At 46.8% G+C, this 21,504-nt stretch carries 20 protein-coding genes; 10 read left to right on the top strand and 10 right to left on the bottom strand.

Annotated elements, in window-relative coordinates; genetic code table 11:
- Positions 1-54: 54 nt before the first annotated feature.
- Genes FD960_RS03025 through FD960_RS03015 form a run of 3 tightly spaced genes read right to left on the bottom strand, consistent with a single transcriptional unit; the run spans position 55 to position 3,643 of the window.
- Complete coding sequence (locus tag FD960_RS03025; protein ID WP_251369831.1) at positions 55-678, bottom strand: hypothetical protein; 624 nt, start codon at positions 676-678, stop codon at positions 55-57.
- Complete coding sequence (locus FD960_RS03020; protein WP_215299800.1) at positions 675-1,925, bottom strand: exo-alpha-sialidase; 1,251 nt, start codon at positions 1,923-1,925, stop codon at positions 675-677. Before FD960_RS03020 ends, FD960_RS03025 begins: the two co-directional genes overlap by 4 nt.
- Entirely contained in the window at positions 1,922-3,643 is a 1,722-nt protein-coding gene (locus FD960_RS03015; RefSeq protein ID WP_215299799.1) for a glycosyltransferase family 39 protein, read from the bottom strand. Before FD960_RS03015 ends, FD960_RS03020 begins: the two co-directional genes overlap by 4 nt.
- Before the next feature lie 183 nt (positions 3,644-3,826).
- Between FD960_RS03015 and FD960_RS03010 the strand changes: the two genes are divergently transcribed.
- The 3 genes from FD960_RS03010 (at position 3,827) to FD960_RS03000 (ending at position 6,009) form a co-directional block, all read left to right on the top strand.
- Positions 3,827-4,156, top strand: a complete 330-nt coding sequence (locus FD960_RS03010; protein ID WP_215299794.1) for a c-type cytochrome — start codon at positions 3,827-3,829, stop codon at positions 4,154-4,156.
- 9 nt (positions 4,157-4,165) lie between these two features.
- Complete coding sequence (locus FD960_RS03005; protein ID WP_215299792.1) at positions 4,166-5,440, top strand: NAD(P)/FAD-dependent oxidoreductase; 1,275 nt, start codon at positions 4,166-4,168, stop codon at positions 5,438-5,440.
- 110 nt (positions 5,441-5,550) lie between these two features.
- A complete protein-coding gene (locus FD960_RS03000; RefSeq protein WP_215299790.1) occupies positions 5,551-6,009 on the top strand; it encodes a phosphate-starvation-inducible protein PsiE in 459 nt (152 codons plus the stop codon).
- Here FD960_RS03000 and FD960_RS02995 read toward each other — a convergent pair whose 3' ends face one another.
- The gene (locus tag FD960_RS02995; protein ID WP_215299788.1) at positions 6,010-7,416 is read right to left on the bottom strand and encodes a TAXI family TRAP transporter solute-binding subunit; all 1,407 of its coding nucleotides are present in this window, start codon (positions 7,414-7,416) and stop codon (positions 6,010-6,012) included.
- A 75-nt stretch (positions 7,417-7,491) separates the two neighbouring features.
- Here FD960_RS02995 and FD960_RS02990 point away from each other — a divergent pair, with 75 nt between their 5' ends.
- Positions 7,492-8,196: a pirin family protein gene (locus FD960_RS02990; protein ID WP_215299787.1), complete on the top strand. Its 705-nt coding sequence runs from the start codon at positions 7,492-7,494 to the stop codon at positions 8,194-8,196.
- A gap of 49 nt (positions 8,197-8,245) precedes the next feature.
- Here FD960_RS02990 and FD960_RS02985 read toward each other — a convergent pair whose 3' ends face one another.
- The 4 genes from FD960_RS02985 to FD960_RS02970 are packed head-to-tail and all read right to left on the bottom strand — an operon-like array spanning position 8,246 to position 11,969.
- A complete protein-coding gene (locus FD960_RS02985) occupies positions 8,246-9,217 on the bottom strand; it encodes a tripartite tricarboxylate transporter substrate binding protein (RefSeq protein WP_215299785.1) in 972 nt (323 codons plus the stop codon).
- A gap of 21 nt (positions 9,218-9,238) precedes the next feature.
- Positions 9,239-10,285 (bottom strand): Ldh family oxidoreductase, encoded by a 1,047-nt coding sequence (locus tag FD960_RS02980; protein ID WP_215299783.1) that lies wholly within the window; start codon positions 10,283-10,285, stop codon positions 9,239-9,241.
- A gap of 15 nt (positions 10,286-10,300) precedes the next feature.
- Positions 10,301-11,035, bottom strand: a complete 735-nt coding sequence (locus FD960_RS02975) for a GntR family transcriptional regulator (RefSeq protein ID WP_215299781.1) — start codon at positions 11,033-11,035, stop codon at positions 10,301-10,303.
- Between the two features lies 1 nt (position 11,036).
- Complete coding sequence (locus tag FD960_RS02970; protein WP_251369830.1) at positions 11,037-11,969, bottom strand: SMP-30/gluconolactonase/LRE family protein; 933 nt, start codon at positions 11,967-11,969, stop codon at positions 11,037-11,039.
- A 142-nt stretch (positions 11,970-12,111) separates the two neighbouring features.
- Here FD960_RS02970 and FD960_RS02965 point away from each other — a divergent pair, with 142 nt between their 5' ends.
- The gene (locus FD960_RS02965) at positions 12,112-13,047 is read left to right on the top strand and encodes a 3-hydroxyacyl-CoA dehydrogenase NAD-binding domain-containing protein (protein WP_215299779.1); all 936 of its coding nucleotides are present in this window, start codon (positions 12,112-12,114) and stop codon (positions 13,045-13,047) included.
- Here FD960_RS02965 and FD960_RS02960 read toward each other — a convergent pair.
- Positions 13,034-14,179 (bottom strand): mandelate racemase/muconate lactonizing enzyme family protein, encoded by a 1,146-nt coding sequence (locus tag FD960_RS02960; protein ID WP_215299777.1) that lies wholly within the window; start codon positions 14,177-14,179, stop codon positions 13,034-13,036. The genes FD960_RS02965 and FD960_RS02960 overlap by 14 nt on opposite strands.
- A 60-nt stretch (positions 14,180-14,239) precedes the next feature.
- On the opposite strand from FD960_RS02960, the gene FD960_RS02955 reads away from it, so the two are divergent.
- From FD960_RS02955 to FD960_RS02935, 5 genes are all read left to right on the top strand, one after another.
- Positions 14,240-15,202, top strand: coding sequence for a tripartite tricarboxylate transporter substrate binding protein (locus FD960_RS02955; RefSeq protein ID WP_215299776.1), 963 nt, complete (start codon positions 14,240-14,242; stop codon positions 15,200-15,202).
- 26 nt (positions 15,203-15,228) lie between these two features.
- Entirely contained in the window at positions 15,229-16,776 is a 1,548-nt protein-coding gene (locus FD960_RS02950; RefSeq protein WP_215299774.1) for a UxaA family hydrolase, read from the top strand.
- 132 nt (positions 16,777-16,908) lie between these two features.
- Entirely contained in the window at positions 16,909-17,889 is a 981-nt protein-coding gene (locus FD960_RS02945; protein WP_215299773.1) for a DnaJ C-terminal domain-containing protein, read from the top strand.
- Positions 17,890-17,894: 5 nt separating this feature from the next.
- Positions 17,895-18,212: a chaperone modulator CbpM gene (locus FD960_RS02940; protein ID WP_215299771.1), complete on the top strand. Its 318-nt coding sequence runs from the start codon at positions 17,895-17,897 to the stop codon at positions 18,210-18,212.
- 5 nt (positions 18,213-18,217) lie between these two features.
- The gene (locus FD960_RS02935) at positions 18,218-19,525 is read left to right on the top strand and encodes an APC family permease (protein ID WP_215299769.1); all 1,308 of its coding nucleotides are present in this window, start codon (positions 18,218-18,220) and stop codon (positions 19,523-19,525) included.
- On the opposite strand, the gene FD960_RS02930 is transcribed toward FD960_RS02935, so the two are convergent.
- Positions 19,522-21,456 (bottom strand): ATP-binding cassette domain-containing protein, encoded by a 1,935-nt coding sequence (locus FD960_RS02930; protein WP_215299768.1) that lies wholly within the window; start codon positions 21,454-21,456, stop codon positions 19,522-19,524. The two genes, FD960_RS02935 and FD960_RS02930, sit on opposite strands and share 4 nt — an antisense overlap.
- Positions 21,457-21,504: the final 48 nt, after the last annotated feature.

Here is a 21,504-nt window from a genome sequence, read left to right as displayed (position 1 = left end):
ATAGCGGTCAAAAGAAAAGCCACCTCGCAACAGGTGGCTTTTTTGTTTTTCTGATTAGCCTGCCCTGAATAAATATCCTGATTGGGCTTTCTCACGACGCTTTTGTTGGATGCCGTTGACTATCGCAAAAAGAGCCCAAAGCGCCAGAAATGGATCTAGCAGGTAATCCCACAAGTTGGCAGACTCATGCCAATGGGCTGCCCAAGCAATGATTGCCAAAGCCATGATCCATACCCCCTTGGTCCATCCGGCGATACCGCAAACGATTGCAAAAATAATCACCGCAGCAAAGAATCCCAGGGAGCTATAGCCCCAGGCATAAGGGTCTAGCATCCCAACACCTAAAGCCAAGGGATAGAACAATATCGCGATGAATACAACAACCACCTTAAATCCCAGGGGCGTTGTTTTAGATGTAGGCAAAAAAACACTCCATAGCAAGAGCAGACTCACAATACTGAGATCACCCGTCACGCCGCGGATGTATGCCGCCAAAGGTAATTCGAGAGACATACCGAGGGGCCAGAAAAATAGATTTCCTAAAAGCACCAACAAAGCAATACGGACAGCTAAGGGGATATCGATTTGAAATATTTTCTGAGTTGCCCAAATCAATACTGCTGAACAAGTTATTGCCATTTCGATCAGCGCAATGAGCTGAAGATATGAAGTCATCATGGCGCCTCCTTTAGACCAGTAAGCGCGTGCTTAAGCCAAGCATCTGGGAAATACACGTGACGAATCTTCTTGCGATCCCAGGTGTAAACCAAATGCGCATCTTCGCCATTGACGGAAGTCAGATAGGGATAAGAGAACTCGCGACGTTGTTCATTGGCCAAAGACTCATCATCCTCAAGCACTGTTACTTGCTTCCATTGTGCGGAATTCGCATCACTCATGACCATGACTAGGCGATAGCGACCCGCCTCAATATTATTGAGCACCATGATGCGAGCGCCATTCTTTAAACTTAAGGCAGCAATCGCGGAATTCGGGTTGGCAATTTCTATATCCTTATCAACACTCCAAGATTGCCCAGCATTACTAGTGACGCTAACGGGAATTTGCTTCACTTGCGAGCTTGAGCGAGTTTGACGAAAGAGTGCACCCGCCTCTTGTGGGCCTGCCACAAACACTACTGGCTGGATTGCACCCCTGCCCGAGCTCATACGACGTTTATCAATGACCTGACTCGCTTCAATTCTTAAGAACTCCCCAAATCGACCAATCCACTCGTGGTACGCAGGCAAACCCATGCGACCATCGGCGAACTGAAGGGGTGGCGACTTCACCAAAGTGCTCAGATTAATTAATGGGGAGGTAATGAGACGCTGCGGCTGACTCCAGGTCAGACCCTCATCATCTGAAATAACTGAAGAGATTGAGCTACCCGCCCAACCACCAATGGAAACCGTTACAAAAAATAATTGGATGCGCCCATCAACCATTCTGGCGGGAACGGGATTGCCTAACTTGGCGATATATCGGGATAAGCCCTTCTCCGCGCTAACGCGATCCATGACTACCGTTGGCGCACTCCAGCGAGCCGAGTGAGGATCAAATACCGCCGTATTAATCACGACGTCTGGAGCACCTTCTCTACTACCTGCAAACCAAAAGGCTCTAAGAGCTCCGTCCTGCAGCGCAATCAATGATGCGGCATGTACCGAAGGCGCGCCCGTATCAGGCAACCAATCCGCATGCATGCTCATCGAAGCTAGTTGAGTGGGAGCAGTATTTTTAATTGCCTTGCTTTTTGTAAGCGGCATCGAAGAAGACTCGCCTAATTCAAGGGACTCTTCCTGAGTGTTGATGGCAGAAGATTCAGGTGTTGCGAATGGCGCCCATATAGGACGACTATCTAAGTGCAAATAGCCCAAGACAGCAGCAAGCAACAACACACAAAAGGCAATCACGCGACTCATCGACAGGCATCCTTACCAACGAGTGGCAATGCGATTGTTGCAGGGGTAGAAATTAAATACTCATTCACAAAAAGATGTTCTCCAATTTGACCCATGAGTATCGCCCGAATCTCTTCATTGGAATGACGCGCCCGCATCTCCATGCGTTTACCCAGAATCTTGCAAGACTCACAAAGCACCGGCTCAACACCAATCGGCGTCTGAACGGCAACCAATGGATAAGTACTGCTTAACAGGGGAATGTCGCCCGCATCTTTTGCGAGATAGCCATGCAAATTCACCTTGGGCAATAAAAGTCGGTACTCTTCATCTTTGGCGCGATAGTCACATGGCACCCAAACGTCACGCGCTATCACTGAATCGATCGTGACTTGATCGTAGCGACCCAAGGCCCCTTCTAATGGAGAGAGACTGCTGGTGAGCGCACAGTAACAAAGGAAAGATCCCGCCAATGCCAATATCTTGGAGCGACTTGGATTGAATAAACCGATCAATACCAAGATCAGTGACGCACCCATGAGCACCCAATGCCAATAGGAGTAATTCCAAATACCGGGCTGACCTAAAAAATTCGATAACTGCAAGTTCTCACCGACCCAAGCAAGAACGCCAAGTAATATCAACTGCAACACCAAGGCAATCCTAAAGCCCCACAAAGGCAGGCGATCCCAATACAAAGCAATCAATGTAGCCAAGGCAGGCATGATCGGCAATAGATAACGGCCAGAGCGTTGACTGGGCAAACTAAAGACAATAAAAAAGGCTAGCGTAAGCAGGAGAAGGAGACTCTCCTCCAGGGAAATAAAGCGGCGCTGCTTCCAGCATTGCATCAACGCTGAAACTAATACAAATAGGAATAGACCAGCGTTTGCTAAGGTCGTTAAGATCAGCATCCAGATGCTATCGCCGCCCCGCAACAAATCTAAAAGATAGTGAGAGCTACGCGCCTCAAACTTACCCGCGTTTTCTCCAAGTACAAACTCCTTCCAAATTGCTTCAGGATAGGGGTCTAGTGCGAACCAGAGTGCGAAGACACCTAAGGCCAATGCCACAACCAAGATCAGCTTGTATAGATCCTGAACCAATAGCTTTGGAATACTCCATTGACGCCAACGCCAATAAAACAATCCCAGTGCAAATGAGGCGGGAACAATATAAGCAAATGATTTGGCAAGCAGTGCCATCCCTAAGGACAAGCCTGCTAAAACTGGAAAGATCACTGTAGAGTTAAAGGCCGCCTTACCCCAATAGAGAAGTGCGAAAAATGGCAGACTCAACCAAAATACTTCTGGTGGGTCCGTTAGAAAAGGACGGCCATAGCGATAGGTCGCAAAAAAGGAAAGCCAAACCAAAGCAGCCAATAAACCAGTTTGTCGCCTGCCACTAAAACGGGCTACCGCAAAAAATAAGAAAAGTGCCGTTAAGCCGGTATACAAAAGACTGGGCCAACGCAAGGCACTCAGCGCCCAATCACCGCCCCAAGCAGTGCTTGCAATGCCCTGCCAAAACACCAAAGGAGGCTTAGTGTTTTTAATTCCATCCATCTCGGATTGAAGCGGCAGCCAGGCACCCGCATCGGCAGTCATCCGCACAATATGCATATAGGGATACTCATCCCCATTTTTTGGAGCAAAGCGACTATCTAAACCATATAGGTAGGTAAATACACCTAGAATCAGGATCAGAATTGCGCTACGGAAAGTAAGGGAACCTCGCATACCCGTAGTTTATAGGTCATTACCCACAAAACTGAAAAGTGACTTGTTTGAACCCCATTTCGAGTTATGAGCTTAGCAAAAATCAATCTAAGTAAAAACACCAATTTCTCGCCCATCTGATTAAGATAGAACTTGTTAGCTTCACCCTTAAAACAGTCTGTATCTAGGACGGAGAATATTTCCATGCACCTCAAGAATTTCAAACCGATTTTTATAGCGGGCGCACTCATTGGCTTGTGTCAATGGAGTAGTGCCAGCATGGCACAAACTGCCGATCAACTGTACAAGCGTGGCTTAGCCGCTACCTGCGCCAATTGCCATGGGACAGATGGCAAAGGTGTCGTTGATGGCGGGATGCCCTTGATCAACACTCTCACTAGCGAGCAAATGTTGACTCAATTAAAGGCGTTTAAGTCTGGTGCTCGCGAAGGCACGATCATGCCCCAACTCGCTAAGGGCTATACCGACGAACAACTCACTACGATTGCCAATCAACTTGGCAATAAACAATAAGGAGACATCATGGATCGTCGACATTTTATTGGCCAAAGTGCTGCCGCACTCGGATTACTCGCAGGCTTCTCTACACAAGCAAAAGCAAATCTACAAAAAGCAGAAATTCTGGTGATTGGTGGTGGCTACGGTGGTGCAACCGCCGCTAAATATCTCCGCCTGCTATCAAACAATACTGCGCGCGTCACATTAATTGAGCCCAATGCTTCGTTTGTGTCATGCCCCCTTTCCAACCTAGTGGTTGGTGGCTCACGCACCATGTCTGAGATTACATCCCCATACGACACTCTCAGCAAAAATCATGGCGTGAAAATCATTCAAGATAGCGTTTCCAGCATTGATGCCGACAAGAAAATCGTTAAGCTCGCCTCTGGAAAAACCTTGCGCTATGACAAGGTAGTGGTTTCCCCCGGCGTCTCACTCATCATGAATAGCATCGAAGGACTGGCGCAAGCCAATAAAGATGGGGTTACCTTACAGGCATGGAAGGCCGGAGCTGAAACCCTTGCATTGCACAAGCAACTCGCTGCAATGCGTGACGGCGGTACATTCATCATCAGCATTCCAGAGGCGCCATATCGCTGCCCTCCTGGACCGTATGAGCGCGCCTGCCAAGTCGCCAACTACATCAAGCACAATAAGGCGAAGTCCAAAGTGCTTATCCTCGATGCGAACCAAGATGTCACCTCTAAAGGCGCCTTGTTTAAAAAAGTTTGGGCAGAGCAGTACTCTGGAATTATTGAGTACCTACCAAAGCACAACGTCACTGGTGTGGATGCCAAAACCAAGACAGTCAAACTAGAGGTTCAAGATGACATCAAGGGTGATGTACTGAACTTACTGCCCGCGATGAGTGCCGGAGAAATTGCAGTGAAGACAGGCTTAGCGAATTCGAATGGACGCTGGGTGAATGTGAACTTCCTCAACTTTGAATCCACTGCTCGCAAAGATATTCACGTCTTGGGTGACTCAATTCAAATCGCACCACTCATGCCCAAATCCGGCCACATGGCCAATCAACACGCCAAAGTGGCAGCTGCGGCAATCGTTGCGGAATTGAGTGGCTGGGAAATTAACCCAGCACCAGTGCTTACCAACACCTGCTACAGCTTTGTGAACGACCGTGAGGTGGTTCACGTAGCTAGCGTCCATCAATACAACGCGGCCGAGAAAACCTTTAAAGCGGTTCCCGGCTCCGGTGGACTCTCGCCGGCCCCCTCTGCCCTAGAGGGAGTTTATGCATGGGGCTGGGCTCACAATATCTGGGCGGATAGTTTGGCTTGATTTAAGTCAATAGCACACAAAAAAGAGGCCTTAGCGCCTCTTTTTTTATTCATTTTGAGTAATTGCGAAATATACTGAGATTCATAAATTTAAAAATAAGGAGATCTCAAATGAACATGCCCACCGGTACACCCAAGGATGCATACAAACTAGAAGCAGCGATAGAACGCTGGACAGTGCCAATTGGCAACCTATTCGTTTCCCTCTTTCACCGCATTGCCCTATTCGGAATTGGTGCAGCAACAGTCTGGTCGGCCGCAGTCGCATTCTTAGGCATGGTCTCCAAAGGGTCTGCCTCTATTGAGGATTTGCTCTTGCTCTTTATCTATTTAGAAATTGGCGCCATGGTGGGCATTTACTTTAAGACCAACCATATGCCAGTTCGCTTCTTGATCTATGTGGCCATTACTGCTGTAACGCGCCTCATCATCGATTTAGTCAACACCAAGCATGAGGCAGACATGGCGATTCTGTTTATGGGAATCACCATCCTGATCCTCGCTCTAGCCAACGCTGTAGTTCGCTACGCTTCATTCAAATTCCCGAGTAAGTCCGGAGAAAACGAATAACTACAGTAGCGTTTCTTCGCCAATAACCTGATAGGGGCGTGTGCCCCGATTCAGGCAATTGCGCACATAGTCGATACTGGTACGTAGAGAGTAATAATCCCCCGCCATACTCTTAGGCACCTGTAACTTCAGAGCCTCATATTCCAGTAAGTCGAGTTTTTGCAGATACTGATCTTTGGTGGCAGGCTGAAAATCATCCGTCAGCTCCTGCTCATAGCCCTTTAAGACGCCGTATAGCTTATTAATCTTGCGACGGATGCGTTTATTGCGATAGCCAGGCAAAGTTAACAAAACTGGGTAGGCCACAGCGCAAAATGGCAACAATACAAATATCAATCGATTAATAAGCTCAGCCAACCAAAACGGTAAATAAGCCATTAAGAGTGGTGAGCCATTTTTCTCATAATGCAAAGCCACGGGACTTTCAGGAAGACCAGTGTTCTTGAAGGAAGGAAACTGCCCGTGCTCTGAGAAAAAACTCGCTTTACCGTTAATCTCACGCGCCGCTTCTAAGAACAAAAATTGCAGGGCCGGATGCATTCTGTCATCAATCAATAAATTGGTTGTTGAAGCCATTAGTTTGATGTCCTTGGAGGGGAAATTGCGCACTAAACTAAACGCCCCCGTTGGAACATTGAGAATCTGCATAAAGGGAAATAAACGTGCATAGGCCTCTGCTCGAGGAAATGCAGATAAATGTAAGGTTGGATCAGCAAGCAAGGTCTGCACATTCGGAGCCTCATAGGCATCCACAATAAATGCAGCATCGATCTCACCTTTTTGTAAGGCTCTGACAGATTGTGAGCCAGAGAGATAAAGAAAATGAGCGCCCTCATCAAACCCATTGGCCTTCAAGATATGCATGGCTTGGGCGTGAGTACCGCTCCCCTTTGCGCCAACTGACATTCTTGAGTTGAGAAAATACTTGGATCGCGCCTGAATCTCCTGAAAATCATTTTCCTTGACCTCGGGACCTCGATAAAACAGCCAAATTGGATCATAAGAAATCGTACCAAGCGATTGCACCCCAGTAACCGTATGAGGATCAAATGCGCCCGCCTGAACAAAGGCGGCTTGCACGGGATCCTTGCGATCCGCTAAGTGCTCAATATTTTCTTGGGCCCCCTTCGTTGCGAGCAACTCCAGAGTGATTCCCTTTTTCTCAAAAAAGGCTGCGTATTTCTCGCCTAGGGCGTGATAGGACCCTCCGAGCTGGCCGGTCGCCATCACCACATGTCTAGGTGGCGGCGGATCGGCGTACCACCATACCCCTATTAATCCCACCAACAGAATGGTTAAGAGGGGCCATGCCTCCATCAGAAACTGGGTAAAGTCATTCCATTTTTCCTGGACGGTCTCAAAAAGACCCAGGTAGGTTTCTTTAATGTCTTGTTTGATACTTCCCATGGAAGGCCAATCAGCAAATATGTCAAAAGCTAATGATAATGTGCTTGTTGACCAACAGAAAAGCACCTCATATATATGCTAACCCTCAGAAAAGCCCAAGATCGAGGTTATGCCGATCATGGCTGGCTCAAAAGCTTTCATTCCTTCTCATTTGCCGGCTATTACGACCCCCAATTCATGGGCTGGGGCAATTTAAGAGTCATCAATGAAGATCGAGTGGCGGCGGGCATGGGCTTTGGTAAGCATGGCCATCGCAATATGGAGATCATTAGCTACGTCCTGTCTGGTGAATTAGCTCACGAAGACAGTATGGGCAATGTCAAAGGCATTCCCCCAGGCGATGTGCAGCGCATGAGCGCAGGAACCGGTGTAACGCATAGTGAATTCAATCACGCCAAAGATCAAACTACCCATTTTTTGCAAATCTGGATTGAGCCCAACACTTTAGAGGTGGCTCCCAGCTACGAACAAAAAACAATTCCCTTGGCCGATAAGCAAGGAAAGCTGTGCTTAGTTGCCTCCCCCGAAGGTCAGGGAAATTCCGTCAAGATTCATGCGGACGCCAAAATGTATGCAGGTCTTTTTAATGGAGACGAGACAGTCAAACTCGATCTCAATCCTAAACGCAAGGCATATGTACACCTCATCAAGGGCAAGCTCAATATTAATGGAGTGGCACTCCAAGGTGGCGACGCTTTATTGATAGAAGATGAGAATTTTCTATTGATTAGCGAAGGAAGCGATGCTGAAGTTTTAGTCTTTGATCTCAGTCAGCAATAAAAAAGGGTATTGGCTAAAACCAATACCCCGCACTTCAATCAGACCTCATTTAATCTAGTTTAATTTTTGCTTTTTCGATGACGACCTTCCATCTAGCAATATCCGAGAAATACAAATCGGAAAATTGCTGAGTATTCATTGGCGCAATCTGAACGCCAGCTTTTGCAAAACGCTCCTTCATTTCTGGCGTATCTAAGATTTTTAGCACGGCGTTATTTAAGGTGTTCACAATTGCGCGAGGGGTGCCAGCTGGTGCAAACATCCCCTGCCATAAGGCCATTTCATAACCCTTCACGCCTGCCTCCTGAATTGTCACCAATTCAGGCGCACCATTAAATCGATTCTTTCCAGTAACCGCCAAAGCATTTACCTTATCACCCTTGTATAAAGGGAGGCCTACCGGCATGCCCGCAAAATAAAAATCAATTTGGCCACCCACTAAATCCGTTGCTGCTGGAGAGCCCCCTTTATAGGGAATGTGAATTGCTTGCGTGCCAGTGGTTGCTAAAAATAATTCTCCGGCCATATGATCTGAATTTCCAATCCCAGAGGAGCCAAAGCTCAGCTTTCCTGGATCGGCTTTGAGCATAGCAATTAAGTCTGGCACTGTTTTAGCTTTTGAATTTTGATTCACAATCAAAATATGAGGCGTTGCAGCCACACCAACAACCGGTAATAAATCCTTTTGACCATTAAATGGTAACTTCGGATTTGCCGCAACATTAATTGCTAAACCATTCTGAGCAAATAGAACGGTATACCCATCTGGGGCGCTCTTGGCAACCGCATCTGCCGCCAAACTACCTGCGGCACCACCCCTATTCTCAACAATCACGGCTTGTTTTAAAACAATGCTCAGTTCATTAGCAATCATTCTGCCTACAATATCCGTTGAACTCCCAGGCGCATATCCAACTAACATCTTGATTGGCTTCTCGGGATACGCGGCAAACGCTGAGCCAAATACAAATGGCGCTATCAAGGAACTTAGTACTATTTTTTTAATATTTTTATTAATCATGTTGTCTCCTCCGAAAATTTATCAATCTAATCTTGCAATGCCACACTCCTCCGCACATTGATTCAATGAGTCTCTTAATTCTGGAGAAATCGGAATGCCTTGATTTAATCTCTCCGCCATTAACTTAGCTGCGCCATCGCCCGGCACTCGAATTTGATTGACGCCCGGCAATTTGGATGATGCCTTCAAGTCATTCACCAAAGCGATTACTCTTTGCACAAATTGCTCTCGATCACCAAAAGCACTTGGATCAACTGCGATGATGGTTTGTCCAGTATTGGTAATCAAATCATGATGGGCATTAAAGTCAATGGTTCCCTTACCAACGGCTGCATTATTTAAGGCGCCAGCGAGCAGACCAATCATGACTGCTAAGCCATACCCTTTATATCCACCAATTGGCAGCAATGAGCCCTCATGTGATTTTTTTGGATCGGTAATCGGTTGACCATTTTTATCGATCATCCAAGTATCCGGAATGGATTCGCCTTTTTGAGCGGCCAATTTCACCTTACCGTAGGCTGCAACTGTAGTTGCAATATCGAGCAAAACCATTGGGTGTTCACCCGCCGGAACTGCTATGGCGATCGGATTGGTAGATAACAATAGATCAATGCCGCCCCATGGCGCCATATGATTTGCATTACCTACTGCCATATAGATGCCGATATAACCTTGCTCAGCTAGCTTACGTACATAGACTGATGCGGCGCCAGAGTGATTGCCATAATGACTCCCCACCCAACAAACACTATGTTTTTTGACCTTTTCGATGGCAAGCTCAACAGCCCTATTCATCACTAGGTGACCTAAAGCGTTATCCCCATTAATCAATGCGGTTGCACCCTGCTCGCGCTCAATATGAATATTGGGATTGAGGTTGATGCCGCCCGCCCGAATTCTCTTGATGTAAGCAGGTAACCTAAAAATCCCGTGACCATCGGCACCAACTAAATCAGACTTCACCATCAATTGCGCAACAATTTTGGCATCAGCCAAAGGAACACGATTAGCCTGAAGAGTATTGGCGATAAATTCTTCGGCCTTAGTAATTGACAAATATTCCATATTCATTCTTGCAATTTAATTACCCGAACCACTCTTAAAATCCATCTGATAAGTGTATTTATTTTCAGGGTGATAGGTAAACGTGATTTCAAAAAGTTTGTCTTGGTCATCAAAATAACGTCGCACAATAACCAAACATGGATCGCGCGCTTTTAATTGAAGCTTTTTGGCAAGACTGGCAGAGGCGCTAATGGCATACACATCAACCTCAGCTCGATCAATTCTGGTGCCATACTTTTTTTCAATTTGCTCAAATACCATGACCTGGCTATGCTCAGGATCGGATGTTAAAGACGCAAACTGGGGAAGAATATAAATGTCTGTCCAGGCAATAATTTGCTCAGAATCTTGCTGCTTACGAATGCCGCCAATGTGATACCAAGATGAGCCAACGGCGCCCCCAATCATTTCACTAAGAGGCTTGTCTAGCTCAATAAATTCTTCAACAATATTTTCTCGATAGGTATTTCTTGGATAACTCAAAATATCAATTGGAGAATTGAAGCTTTGAGTAAATCGGCGTACTTTCTGCCTAGAGATCACCTGAGTTGGCGCGCCTTGACGGCGCAACACTAACCCATCAGCCTCTAAGACTTGAAGGGCATGCCTTAAGGTATGTCTACTTGCCTTAAATTTTTCACAAAGGGCTGCCTCGGAAGGCAAATGAGACCCTACCGCCCACTCACCATCGCGAATGTGCTCAGCCAGCACATTCGCTAAGGTTTTATAGAGTGGTAGGGAGTCTTTCAACTTAAGAGAGCCCAAACATTTTTTTGCCAGCAACTGGCAGACGCGCTCTCAGAATGTCGCCAGAGAGAGATTCAGTAATGTAGAGATCTCTTCCGTCCTCACCACCAAAGCACATATTGGCCAAATGATGATGATGTGGATTGTCAGAATAGATCAAATGCGTTGGGAGCATATTGCTATCAAATCTCCAGATGCCAATACCAAGATGACAGACTAACAATCCATTTTCAGAATCCATCTCAATACCATCAGGACCAGCTACACCACCAGTCAACTGAATAGCGACACCAGTTTTGGATACAGAACCATCCGCCATCAAAGGCATTCTCCAAATCTGCTGAGATCTTGTTGCAGCAACAAACACATGCTTCTCTTGAGTGTTCAAGGTGATGCCATTTGGACTTGGAACGTTAATGGCAAGTCTATCTAACTGACCATTCTCACGCAAGCGGAACACTCTACCTGTTGGATCCGCAATTCCGGTTTGACCTTGATCGGTAAAGTATAGGTCGCCGTTAGATGCGAAGTGCAGATCGTTTAAACCTTTAAAGCTTTCGCTATACATTGAACCCAAGATGGTTTCTACTTTCCCGGTTTTTGGATCTAAAGCCAACAAACCCAGCTTGTAGTCACAAATAAAAGCACGGCCATCTTTATGAAATTTCAATCCATTAGGCCAGCCATCAAACTGAGTGACCAAATCCCAATCCCCTTTAGGGGTGATCCTAAATACCCTACCAAATGGGATATCTAAGAACCATAAGTTGCCTTCACGATCAAAAGAAGGGCCTTCTAAGAAGCACTCTACTTCCGAGTTCTGGCGGTTAGGGTCAGACCAGCCTGTACGCGTTTTTTTCCTAAACTTGTCAGGCATTGACATAAATACTTCTGCCTTGATTTTTTCAACCGGCTGAAAGGGATTGTGCATAGTCATTTGTAGAAATCCTTAATAAAGTTATACGGATAAGTTATTTGAATTGATAAACCATTAAACCATAAATAATGATAACCTTAAGGAAATATCAATATTTATATGTTGAGACCCATTTATAACTTAACCGTATAGGTTTAAAAATATGAAATATGTAGCCGTCATTGGAACAGGCATCATGGCCGCAGGCATCGCCGCGGGCTTTATCGCAAAAAGCATCCCAGTCGTCATTCTGGGTAGGGGCAAAGAAAAGGCGGATAGCTGTCTAGATAAAGCAGTAACAATGGCTGAAAAAATTGGCATCACCGGAACCAATGCACAAAAGGACAGCGCCGCCATTCGATCGATCCAAACGACGGAAATTCTGGAAAAATGGAAAAACTGGATTGACTGCGAATGGATTATCGAAACCATCGCCGAAAACTTGGACCTGAAGAAAGCTATCTTCCAGTATTTAGATGAATCTGTTCCAGCGCATATCCCTATTGGTAGTAATAGCTCAGGCTTTCCAATTAGCAAAATTGCTTTTGGGCTAAAAACAGCCAATCGCATGATGGGTGCGCATTACTTTATGCCAGCAGAAGTAGTGCCATTGGTGGAGATCGTGATGGGCGAAAAGACCGATATCCACTTTGCAGAGCAAGCATGCCAACTCTACAAAAATATTGATAAAAAGCCTGTGCTTGTTAAGAAAGACATACCAGGATTTTTAGCCAACCGAATTCAACATGCGCTAATGAGAGAGGCGCTCTCACTCGTACAAGAGGGAATCGCGAGCCCTGAAGATATTGATGATGCTGTGCGCTATAGCTTTGGATTTCGATATGCCGCTGTTGGCCCCATGACGCAAAAAGAAATCTCCGGATGGGATGGCATGGCAAATGCTGCAAAAGAAATTTATCCCTCCCTATCGAACATCACAAGCCTGCCACCAAAGGTGGTTCAGCTAATGAGTGAAGGTAAGACGGGCATGAAGGCTGGTGAGGGGTTTAGAAAATGGTCGCCTGAAGAAATTCAAAAAACCTCAGACTCCTATTCGAAGAGATTAAAAGCAGCTTTCGATGTGCTTAATATCGAATAACTGAATACCCCTTGGCAATGACTTCATTTACTCGACTGACATTCGGAGTGACTCCTACCCCGCTCTGCGACAACTGGGATGCATCTATATGCCCATTGATCGCAAGCAATGGAGCGTCGCAGATATCCATTTGCAGATACTGATTTGACATGCTAAATCCCCAATCCACATTGCCAACAGCAAAACCAAGAGATGCCGTAGCCGCTGCAGATAAGGATGTTTCGGCAACCTTGCATGCCAAGTTGAGTTCTAACTTATTGCGCTTGAGCAAGCTAGCACACTCTAAAGCAGGGATCACTCCACCAGTCTTGATTAGCTTTAAGCTGGCTCCGTTAAATGCATCGGCCTCAATAAATCTCTCCAACTCGTCTATGCCGTGGATAGACTCATCCAAGCCAATAGCAATTGGGGATCGTTTTTTAAGCTCTACGAAATCGCCAATAGGCAAATCCGCTGGAATCAATTGCTCGGCAAACGTTAGTCGGGCAGCTTCCCCCGATTCACAAAAGCGAATTGCATTGGCCAGATTTAGAGCACAATTTGCATCCACGGAAACGACATCCCCATGCAATAACTCGCAAAGTGCTTTGACTCGGTGGAGATCCTGCTCCAAGGGTAGCGAGCCAATCTTAATTTTCCAATGCTTGAAGCCAAGCTCACGAAATGCCTGCGCATCGCTTAACTCTTTATCCAAGGAACCGCCTAACATTCGTAGTAAAGGAATAGCCTTAGGGGAGGCGTCCTGCGATACACCATTCTTCTCACGCAAATATTTCCATAGAGGCAACGATCTGCCTTGTGTGTATAGATCCAATAAAGCCATCTCTACACAAGATTTAGCGGACGGGTTCGAATACAAAATACCATCCAATATTTCTGCAAAACCGCTTGGATCACCCCAATCATATTCGCGTGCTTTTTCAGCTAAATACTTAATGCTGCCAATCAGGCTGTCTAAAGTTTCCCCGGTCATCAAAGGCGCAACAGATGCCTCACCCCAGCCTTGCCTACCCTGCTCATCAGTCAGGCAAAGTAGAACGGTCTTGGCATCAACAATCATTTCACGCGACATCTTGATTGGCTCAATCAAAGGAATCGACAGAGGATAGATTTCTACACGCTTGATTTTCATTTTTTGCTTTACTAGGAATTGAATGCAATAAATATATTAAAAAAATTAAGGAGACAATACATGAGAAAAATTATTTTGGCATTGACAGCGTTGGGAGCACTTCTTCCAATGCTGACAAATGCGCAAAGCTACCCCACACAACCCATTAAGATCATTATTCCATTCGCGGCAGGTGGGCCCTCAGACGTGTTAGCGCGTGGATTTGCACCCAAGCTAGGAGAAAGTCTTGGGCAACCCATCATTATTGAAAATAAGCCTGGCGCAGGCGCAAACCTAGCTGCGGAATATGTGGCGAATTCAAAAAATGATGGCTACACCCTTTTTCTAATGATGGTGGGTACACAAGCAATTAATGAAACCCTGTATAAAAAATTAAATTACAACGTCGTTAAAGATTTCTCCCCAGTATCGCTAGTAGCATCCTCGTCTTTGATGCTGGTAGCCAATCCCGCAGTTCCAGTGAAAAATGTAAGCGAACTCATTGCATATGAAAAAGCAAATCCAGGAAAAATTAGTTTTGGTTCTTCTGGAGCGGGGACGCCACTACACCTCGCGGGGGAGCTCTTCAACACGCAAGCGGGAACCAATATATTGCATGTGCCGTATAAGGGTGCTGCGCCAGCGCTCACAGATGTATTGGGCGGACAAATTCAAACAGCAATTGTTGGCACACCCGCGGCCCTACCCTACGTAAAGTCTGGAAAATTGACTGCTTTGGGCGTAACAAGCTTAAAGCGCGCCTCTAATGCACCAGAAATTCCGGCGATTTCCGAGACATTGCCAAAATTTGAAGTTGAATTAGTCTATGCCATCGTTGCTCCAGCAAACACACCAAAAGCAATTGTGGATAAACTGAATTCTCAACTGATTAACGTACTAAATAATCCAGAAATTAAAGCTCAATTAAATTCGAAGGGCTTTGATGTGGTCACTAGCACCCCAATTCAAACGGCAGACTACATTAAGTCTGAAGTGAATAAGTGGGGGCCCATTGTTAAAAAATCAGGCGCCACTGCCGAGTAACATCTAAATAAAATTGAAAGATATCGATGATTGAAACTTCTGAAAAAAAATTAGCTGGCCCAATTATTCGCCTTCATCCAGGCGACAACATTGTTGTTGCACGGGTAGATGTTGCCATTGGCGAAGCCGTCCCTAGCGAGAACTTCACCAGTCGTAGTCAAGTCCCCGCAGGCTACAAAATTGCCGCCAAAAAAATTCTAAAGGGCGAGCCCATCCTCAAATACAACGTCACCGTGGGATTTGCGAATACCGATATTGAGGCAGGCACGATGGTGCATAGCCACAACACGGAGTTCCGTGAATTTGATCGAGACTATGCCTATGCCAGTGAATATCGGCCTACCAAGCTTTTGCCTGAATCTGAGCGCGCTACCTTCCAGGGATACGTGAGGGCCAACGGAAAAGTGGGCACACGTAATTACATCGGCATCTTATCTACCGTCAATTGCTCTGCGACGGTGGTGAATAAGATTGCGGATTGGTTTACGCCTGAACGATTAAAAGACTTCCCTAATATTGATGGTGTTGTCGCGTTTAGCCATGGTATTGGTTGTGGCATGGAAATGACCGGCGAACCAATGCAATTACTGCGCCGCACCATGGCTGGCTATGCACAGCACCCTAATCTTGCTGCCGCACTCATTATTGGCCTTGGTTGCGAACGCAATCAACTCAAAGGTCTCATGGAGCAAGAGGCGCTTCAAGAAAATTCCACCTTGCACACTTTCATCATGCAAGAAACAGGTGGTACGCGCAAAACAATTGAAGCAGGCATTGAAGCGGTCAAAGCTTTGCTGCCGGAGGCCAATAAAGCCAAGCGTGAAACCGTCTCAGCCAGCCACCTCTGCGTAGGTTTACAGTGCGGCGGCTCGGATGGTTTTTCTTCCATTACCGCCAACCCTGCTTTAGGTGCTGCCATTGATATTCTGGCGCGCCACGGTGGCACGGGCATTCTGTCTGAGACCCCAGAAATCTATGGTGTCGAACACACTCTTACCCGTCGTGCTGCCAGCCAGGAGATCGGTGAAAAACTGATCAAACGTATTCGCTGGTGGAAGGATGAATACTCAGTGGGTCGTGACGTACAGATTAATGGGCAAGTTAGTCCCGGCAATCAGATCGGCGGACTAGCCAATATCTTTGAAAAGTCACTCGGCTCTTCCATGAAGGGTGGTACGGGACCACTCATGGAGGTGTATCGCTACGCCGAACCAGTCACCGCTAAAGGTTTTGTATTTATGGATACGCCAGGATTTGATCCCGTCTCCGCAACCGGTCAGATTGCCGGTGGCGCAAACTTGGTGGCCTTTACTACTGGTCGTGGCTCTATGTTTGGCTCTAAGCCCGCTCCCTGTATCAAGCTTGCCACCAATACCCCGATGTACGAACGCCTGACCGAAGATATGGACATCAACTGCGGTGAAATCTTGGATGGCACGGTATCCGTTCAAGAGATGGGTCAACGCATCTTTGAGCTATTTCTCAAGACGGCGTCTGGCGAGCCCTCTAAGAGCGAATTACTAGGCCTAGGGGATTATGAATTCGTGCCCTGGCAAATTGGGGTGATGAGCTAAGCAAATATTCAAACCGATGACATACACAAGCGGGCTTTAGGCCCGCTTTTTCTATGCCCAAAAGATACTGGAAATTAGGGTCAAGGACTGTAGAATGAAGCCTATTGACTCAACTGGAACTCAATCAGGCTTATGAAATTCAGGGATTATTACGAAACACTGGGAGTAGCGCGTGGCGCTACTGAGGCGGAAATTAAAGCGGCCTATCGCAAGCTCGCTCGTAAATATCATCCAGACGTCAATAAAGAAGCTGACGCTGAAGAGCAATTCAAAGCAGTTGGTGAAGCCTACTCCGTATTAAAAGATACCGAGAAGCGCGCCGCCTATGATCGCATGGGCGCCAACTGGAAAAATGGTCAGGACTTTACCCCTCCACCAAACTGGAATGAAGGCTTTGAATATTCTGATGGTGGCTTTGGCGGTGGTCATGGCGGTTACGGTGGCGGCTATGAAGGTGATCAAAGCGAATTCTTTGAGTCTCTCTTTGGCAGAGGTCGACATCGCCAAGGTGGTCGTGGCGGTCACCCTCGCCAAGGCATGAACTTGAAAGGTCAAGATCACCATGCGAAGATTTTGATTGATTTGGCTGACGCCTATAACGGAGCAAAACGCACCATCGCCCTGCACATGCCTACTCAAGATGCTAGCGGCCACGTGACTACTCAAGAACGTAAATTAGATGTCAGCATTCCCAAAGGCATTAAGGCTGGACAAAACTTACGTCTGGCGGGCCAAGGTGGTCCAGGCATGGGTGAAGGTGGCGCTGGTGATCTATATCTAGAAATTGATTTTCATCCCAATCCTGTATTCCGCGTGGATGGCAAAGATGTATACCTAGACTTGCCATTAGCTCCATGGGAAGCGGCGCTCGGCGCCACTGTCAATGTACCCACCCCCGCTGGCACAGCTTTGGAATTAAAAATCCCAGCCGGAACGGTAGCTGGTCGCAAGATGCGTCTCAAAGGCAAGGGTATTCCAAGCAAAGAACCGGGTGATCTCTATGTTGTGCCAACAATTAGCCTGCCAAGCGCGGAAACGGATACCCAAAAAGAAGCCTACCAAGCATTTGAAAAGGCCTTTGATTTCAATCCTAGAACCCACTTGAAGGGATGATGAACATGACGCAAACACAAATCACCTGGATTGAAGGTGCAATTGTTGAAGATGAAGTACATATGAGCATTGTGGAACTCTCACAAGCCTCTCGTACCCCTCAAGACCTCATCATGTCTTGGGTATCGGAGGGTGTTCTTAGTCCTGTGGGATCTTCACCAGAAGATTGGCGCTTTAGCGGCAACTCTTTGCAGCGCGCCAAAACAGCCGCGCACTTGACGCACGATCTAGAGCTCAATACACCTGGTGTAGCTCTCGCACTCGATCTGCTTGATGAAATCACTCGCCTGCGCAATCAACTGCGTCGCGAGAATTTAGGTTAAACCTATTGAACTCGGATTTACTTAAACACAGCAAAAAGCAAGCTAACGACATTAGCCTTTTTTCCGCTACCGCACTGGGCATCGGCGGAATGATGGGTGCCGGCCTCTACTCTCTATTAGGTTTAGCTAGCTCCCATGCGGGAACAGATGTGCCACTCGCCTTTCTGATTGGGGCAATCGCAGCATCATTTTCGGTCTACTCATACGCAAAACTCGGGGCGGCTTTTCCTAGTAGTGGTGGTGGCGCAACCTTTACGGTGATGAGCTTCGGGCCCGGCATTATTTCTGGCGGAATCAATTTATTTCAATACATCGCCTACTTAATTGCAGCAGCACTCTATGCGGCAGGCTTTGTTGAATACACCAATACTTTGTTCGGCGGAGATCTTTCACCTCTTACCCTGAAATGCATTACTGCTGCCATCATTGTGATTTGTACTTTTATCAATCTATTGGGACCCAGTCTTGTTGGCAGAGCGGAAACATTGGCAATTGGCCTGGTCGTCGTTAGCTTGCTAGTATTTTCGGCGATGGGATTTGGGCAGGCGGACTTCAAACACTTCCAGACGGCTGGCGGATCCATTGAAGGAATCGCGGTAGCTGCTGGCATTCTGTACATTAATTTTCAGGGCTTTGGCGTTGTCACCAACTCTTCATCCGCTATGAAGAGCCCACAAAAAGAATTGCCTCTCGCGATGTTCTCCGCGCTGATCCTAGTGACGATTGCTTATTTGGCAGTAAGCACCGCGGTAGTGCTCTTGATGCCTTTAAGCTCCATCCAGTTGCACAACGGCCATGTCCTGGCCAACGCCGCCCAAATAGTAGCTGGGAAAATTGGTTTTTTTGCTATTAGCATTTCAGCCTTACTTGCCTGCGCCGCCGCAGTGAATGCGACGATATTTGCCGCATCGAATATTGCAGCTGATCTTACTAGTAAGAAGGAGGTCTCAAGCGCTCTTGGAAATAGTGTGCTGAAAAATAATCTACACGCCCTCACTGTTTCATCAATTGGTGTGATTATTCTGGCACTGATCTTTCCACTGAGTGAAGTCGGTCAAATGGCTAGCTTAGCGTTTTTATTGGTGTATGCGGTGATTACTTATGGGCATCTTCGCATTCACCAGAAAACTGGCGCAAAGCCCAAGATTCTATGGTGCGCCATTATCATCAATTTGAGCTTATTTACCGCCCTCATGATTAATACGGTAAAAACAGCACCGTCTAGCGCGATCGCATTAGTGTTCGCACTACTAGCCTCTTTTGGACTTGAGGCGTTATCACGCTACAAGTCCAATAGACTCAAATCCCGTTAAGATTCAGAACGACTTAAGAGTAGTTCCCAGCGCTGTAGCTTGAGATCAAGATCGGCAGTGATTTCCGATAGGCGAGCCTGCATACTTGCCGCTAATTCTGGCTCGTTCTTATAGAGATCTGGGTTGCTCATGGCAATCCCAATCTCAGCCTGCTCAGTCTCTAGCGTTTCAATCTGCAATGGCAAAGCCTCTAATTCTTGGCGCTCTTTGCCATTGAGCTTTTGGACGCCACTCTTTGCAACTACCGGCTTAGACTCCGCTCTTTTCTCAGCCCTCACTTCAGGCTTGGCCTCAGCCTTATCCACTGACTTTGCGCCACCATTGGTAGCGCGAATCTTATCTGAACGCGCCTTTTGAATCTTCCAATCTTCGTAGCCACCCTCGTACTCGCGCCAGAAGCCATCACCTTCATTAGCAATGATGCTAGTAACCACGTTATCCAGGAAGTAACGATCATGACTAACCAAAAAGACTGTTCCCTTGTATTCCTGCAGCAACTGCTCCAGTAAATCCAAGGTATCAATATCCAAGTCATTGGTTGGCTCATCCAATACCAAAACGTTGGCCGGCCTTGCAAACAGGCGAGCTAACAAGAGTCGATTGCGCTCACCACCTGACAAAGTACTTACCGGGGAATTGGTGCGCTCAGGCGCAAATAAGAAATCGCTTAGATAACTCTTTACGTGCTTCTTATTGCCATTGATTTCAATCCACTCACTACCCGGGCTAATGTAATCTTCAAGTGAGGCATTGAGATTTAAGCCCTCACGCATCTGGTCAAAGTAGGCAACCTCAATCCGGGTGCCCATTGTTGCGGTACCTGAGTCGGGAGCAATTGTTCCAAGGATCAATTTCAACAAGGTTGTCTTACCGGCTCCGTTAGGACCCAGCAGACCGACCTTATCGCCACGCAATATCGTTGCCGTGAAATCGTTGACGATTGAGCGATCACCATACGACTTAGAAACATTTTGCAAATCCGCCACAATCTTGCCACTACGATCACCAGCGGATACCGCAAGCTTTACTTGGCCCATAGCATCGCGTCGCTGCGCACGGCTAGCGCGGAGGTTCTCTAGGCGAGCAATCCGCGCGACACTTCGCGTACGCCTTGCCTCTACCCCTTTACGAATCCATACCTCCTCTTGAGCCAATAGCTTATCGGCTCTTGCATTAGCAAGGGACTCAGCATTGAGCTCTTGATCTTTTAACACTTCATAAGCAGAGAAGTTGCCGGGATAGCTGCGCAATATACCGCGATCTAACTCAACGATTTGCGTACAGACGTTATCTAAGAAAGCGCGATCATGGGTAATGAGAATGACTGAGCCTTTGTATTCCTTAAGCAACTCTTCCAACCAAGAAATCGAATCTAAATCCAAATGGTTAGTTGGCTCATCTAGCAGGAGTACGTCTGGCATTTCCACCAAAGCGCGGGCAAGCGCCACACGTTTTTTTGTTCCGCCCGAGAGGTTGCTAATTTTGACATCCGCCTCCAAATGCAAGCGATCCAATGTCTCATGCACTCGCTGCTCCCAATTCCAGCCACTGAGAGCCTCTAATTGAGACTGCACTTCATCCAAACGATGGTGCGAGGCATCATCCCACTCACCCACACTTAAAGCCTCATATTCTTCACGTAGAGCTTTAGCCTGGGATACCCCCTTTGAAACGGCATCAAATACGGTTTCTTCAGCCTCGAAAATTGGCTCTTGGGGAACATAGGCAATGCGTAGACCTTGCTGGTATTGCAAGAGCCCATCATCCATTTTTTCTATGCCGGCCAAAATCTTCAATAAAGAGGATTTACCAGTGCCATTGCGGCCAATTAAGCCAACGCGCTCCCCAGATTCCAGGGAAAAAGCGGTATTAGCGAGGAGGTCAACGTGGCCAAAAGCCAGTTTTGCATCAGTGAGTACGATTAAAGCCATAGCGACATTATCGTCACTTCAACCAAAGTCGTGATATTTCCAATAAAC

The sequence above is a fragment of the Polynucleobacter sp. AP-Nino-20-G2 genome, from assembly GCF_018688235.1.
GTDB lineage: Bacteria > Pseudomonadota > Gammaproteobacteria > Burkholderiales > Burkholderiaceae > Polynucleobacter.
This window is presented reverse-complemented; position numbering and strand designations above follow the sequence as displayed.

Bases quoted from the DNA above. Each gene is read 5' to 3' on its own strand.
- FD960_RS03025 (WP_251369831.1), bottom strand. From the start codon at position 678: ATGATGACTTCATATCTTCAGCTCATTGCGCTGATCGAAATGGCAATA.
- FD960_RS03020 (WP_215299800.1), bottom strand. From the start codon at position 1,925: ATGAGTCGCGTGATTGCCTTTTGTGTGTTGTTGCTTGCTGCTGTCTTG.
- FD960_RS03015 (WP_215299799.1), bottom strand. From the start codon at position 3,643: ATGCGAGGTTCCCTTACTTTCCGTAGCGCAATTCTGATCCTGATTCTA.
- FD960_RS03000 (WP_215299790.1), top strand. From the start codon at position 5,551: ATGAACATGCCCACCGGTACACCCAAGGATGCATACAAACTAGAAGCA.
- FD960_RS02945 (WP_215299773.1), top strand. From the start codon at position 16,909: ATGAAATTCAGGGATTATTACGAAACACTGGGAGTAGCGCGTGGCGCT.
- FD960_RS02950 (WP_215299774.1), top strand. From the start codon at position 15,229: ATGATTGAAACTTCTGAAAAAAAATTAGCTGGCCCAATTATTCGCCTT.
- FD960_RS02940 (WP_215299771.1), top strand. From the start codon at position 17,895: ATGACGCAAACACAAATCACCTGGATTGAAGGTGCAATTGTTGAAGAT.
- FD960_RS02970 (WP_251369830.1), bottom strand. From the start codon at position 11,969: ATGACTATGCACAATCCCTTTCAGCCGGTTGAAAAAATCAAGGCAGAA.
- FD960_RS02990 (WP_215299787.1), top strand. From the start codon at position 7,492: ATGCTAACCCTCAGAAAAGCCCAAGATCGAGGTTATGCCGATCATGGC.
- FD960_RS02965 (WP_215299779.1), top strand. From the start codon at position 12,112: ATGAAATATGTAGCCGTCATTGGAACAGGCATCATGGCCGCAGGCATC.
- FD960_RS03010 (WP_215299794.1), top strand. From the start codon at position 3,827: ATGCACCTCAAGAATTTCAAACCGATTTTTATAGCGGGCGCACTCATT.
- FD960_RS03005 (WP_215299792.1), top strand. From the start codon at position 4,166: ATGGATCGTCGACATTTTATTGGCCAAAGTGCTGCCGCACTCGGATTA.
- FD960_RS02985 (WP_215299785.1), bottom strand. From the start codon at position 9,217: ATGATTAATAAAAATATTAAAAAAATAGTACTAAGTTCCTTGATAGCG.
- FD960_RS02960 (WP_215299777.1), bottom strand. From the start codon at position 14,179: ATGAAAATCAAGCGTGTAGAAATCTATCCTCTGTCGATTCCTTTGATT.
- FD960_RS02955 (WP_215299776.1), top strand. From the start codon at position 14,240: ATGAGAAAAATTATTTTGGCATTGACAGCGTTGGGAGCACTTCTTCCA.
- FD960_RS02980 (WP_215299783.1), bottom strand. From the start codon at position 10,285: ATGGAATATTTGTCAATTACTAAGGCCGAAGAATTTATCGCCAATACT.
- FD960_RS02995 (WP_215299788.1), bottom strand. From the start codon at position 7,416: ATGGGAAGTATCAAACAAGACATTAAAGAAACCTACCTGGGTCTTTTT.
- FD960_RS02930 (WP_215299768.1), bottom strand. From the start codon at position 21,456: ATGGCTTTAATCGTACTCACTGATGCAAAACTGGCTTTTGGCCACGTT.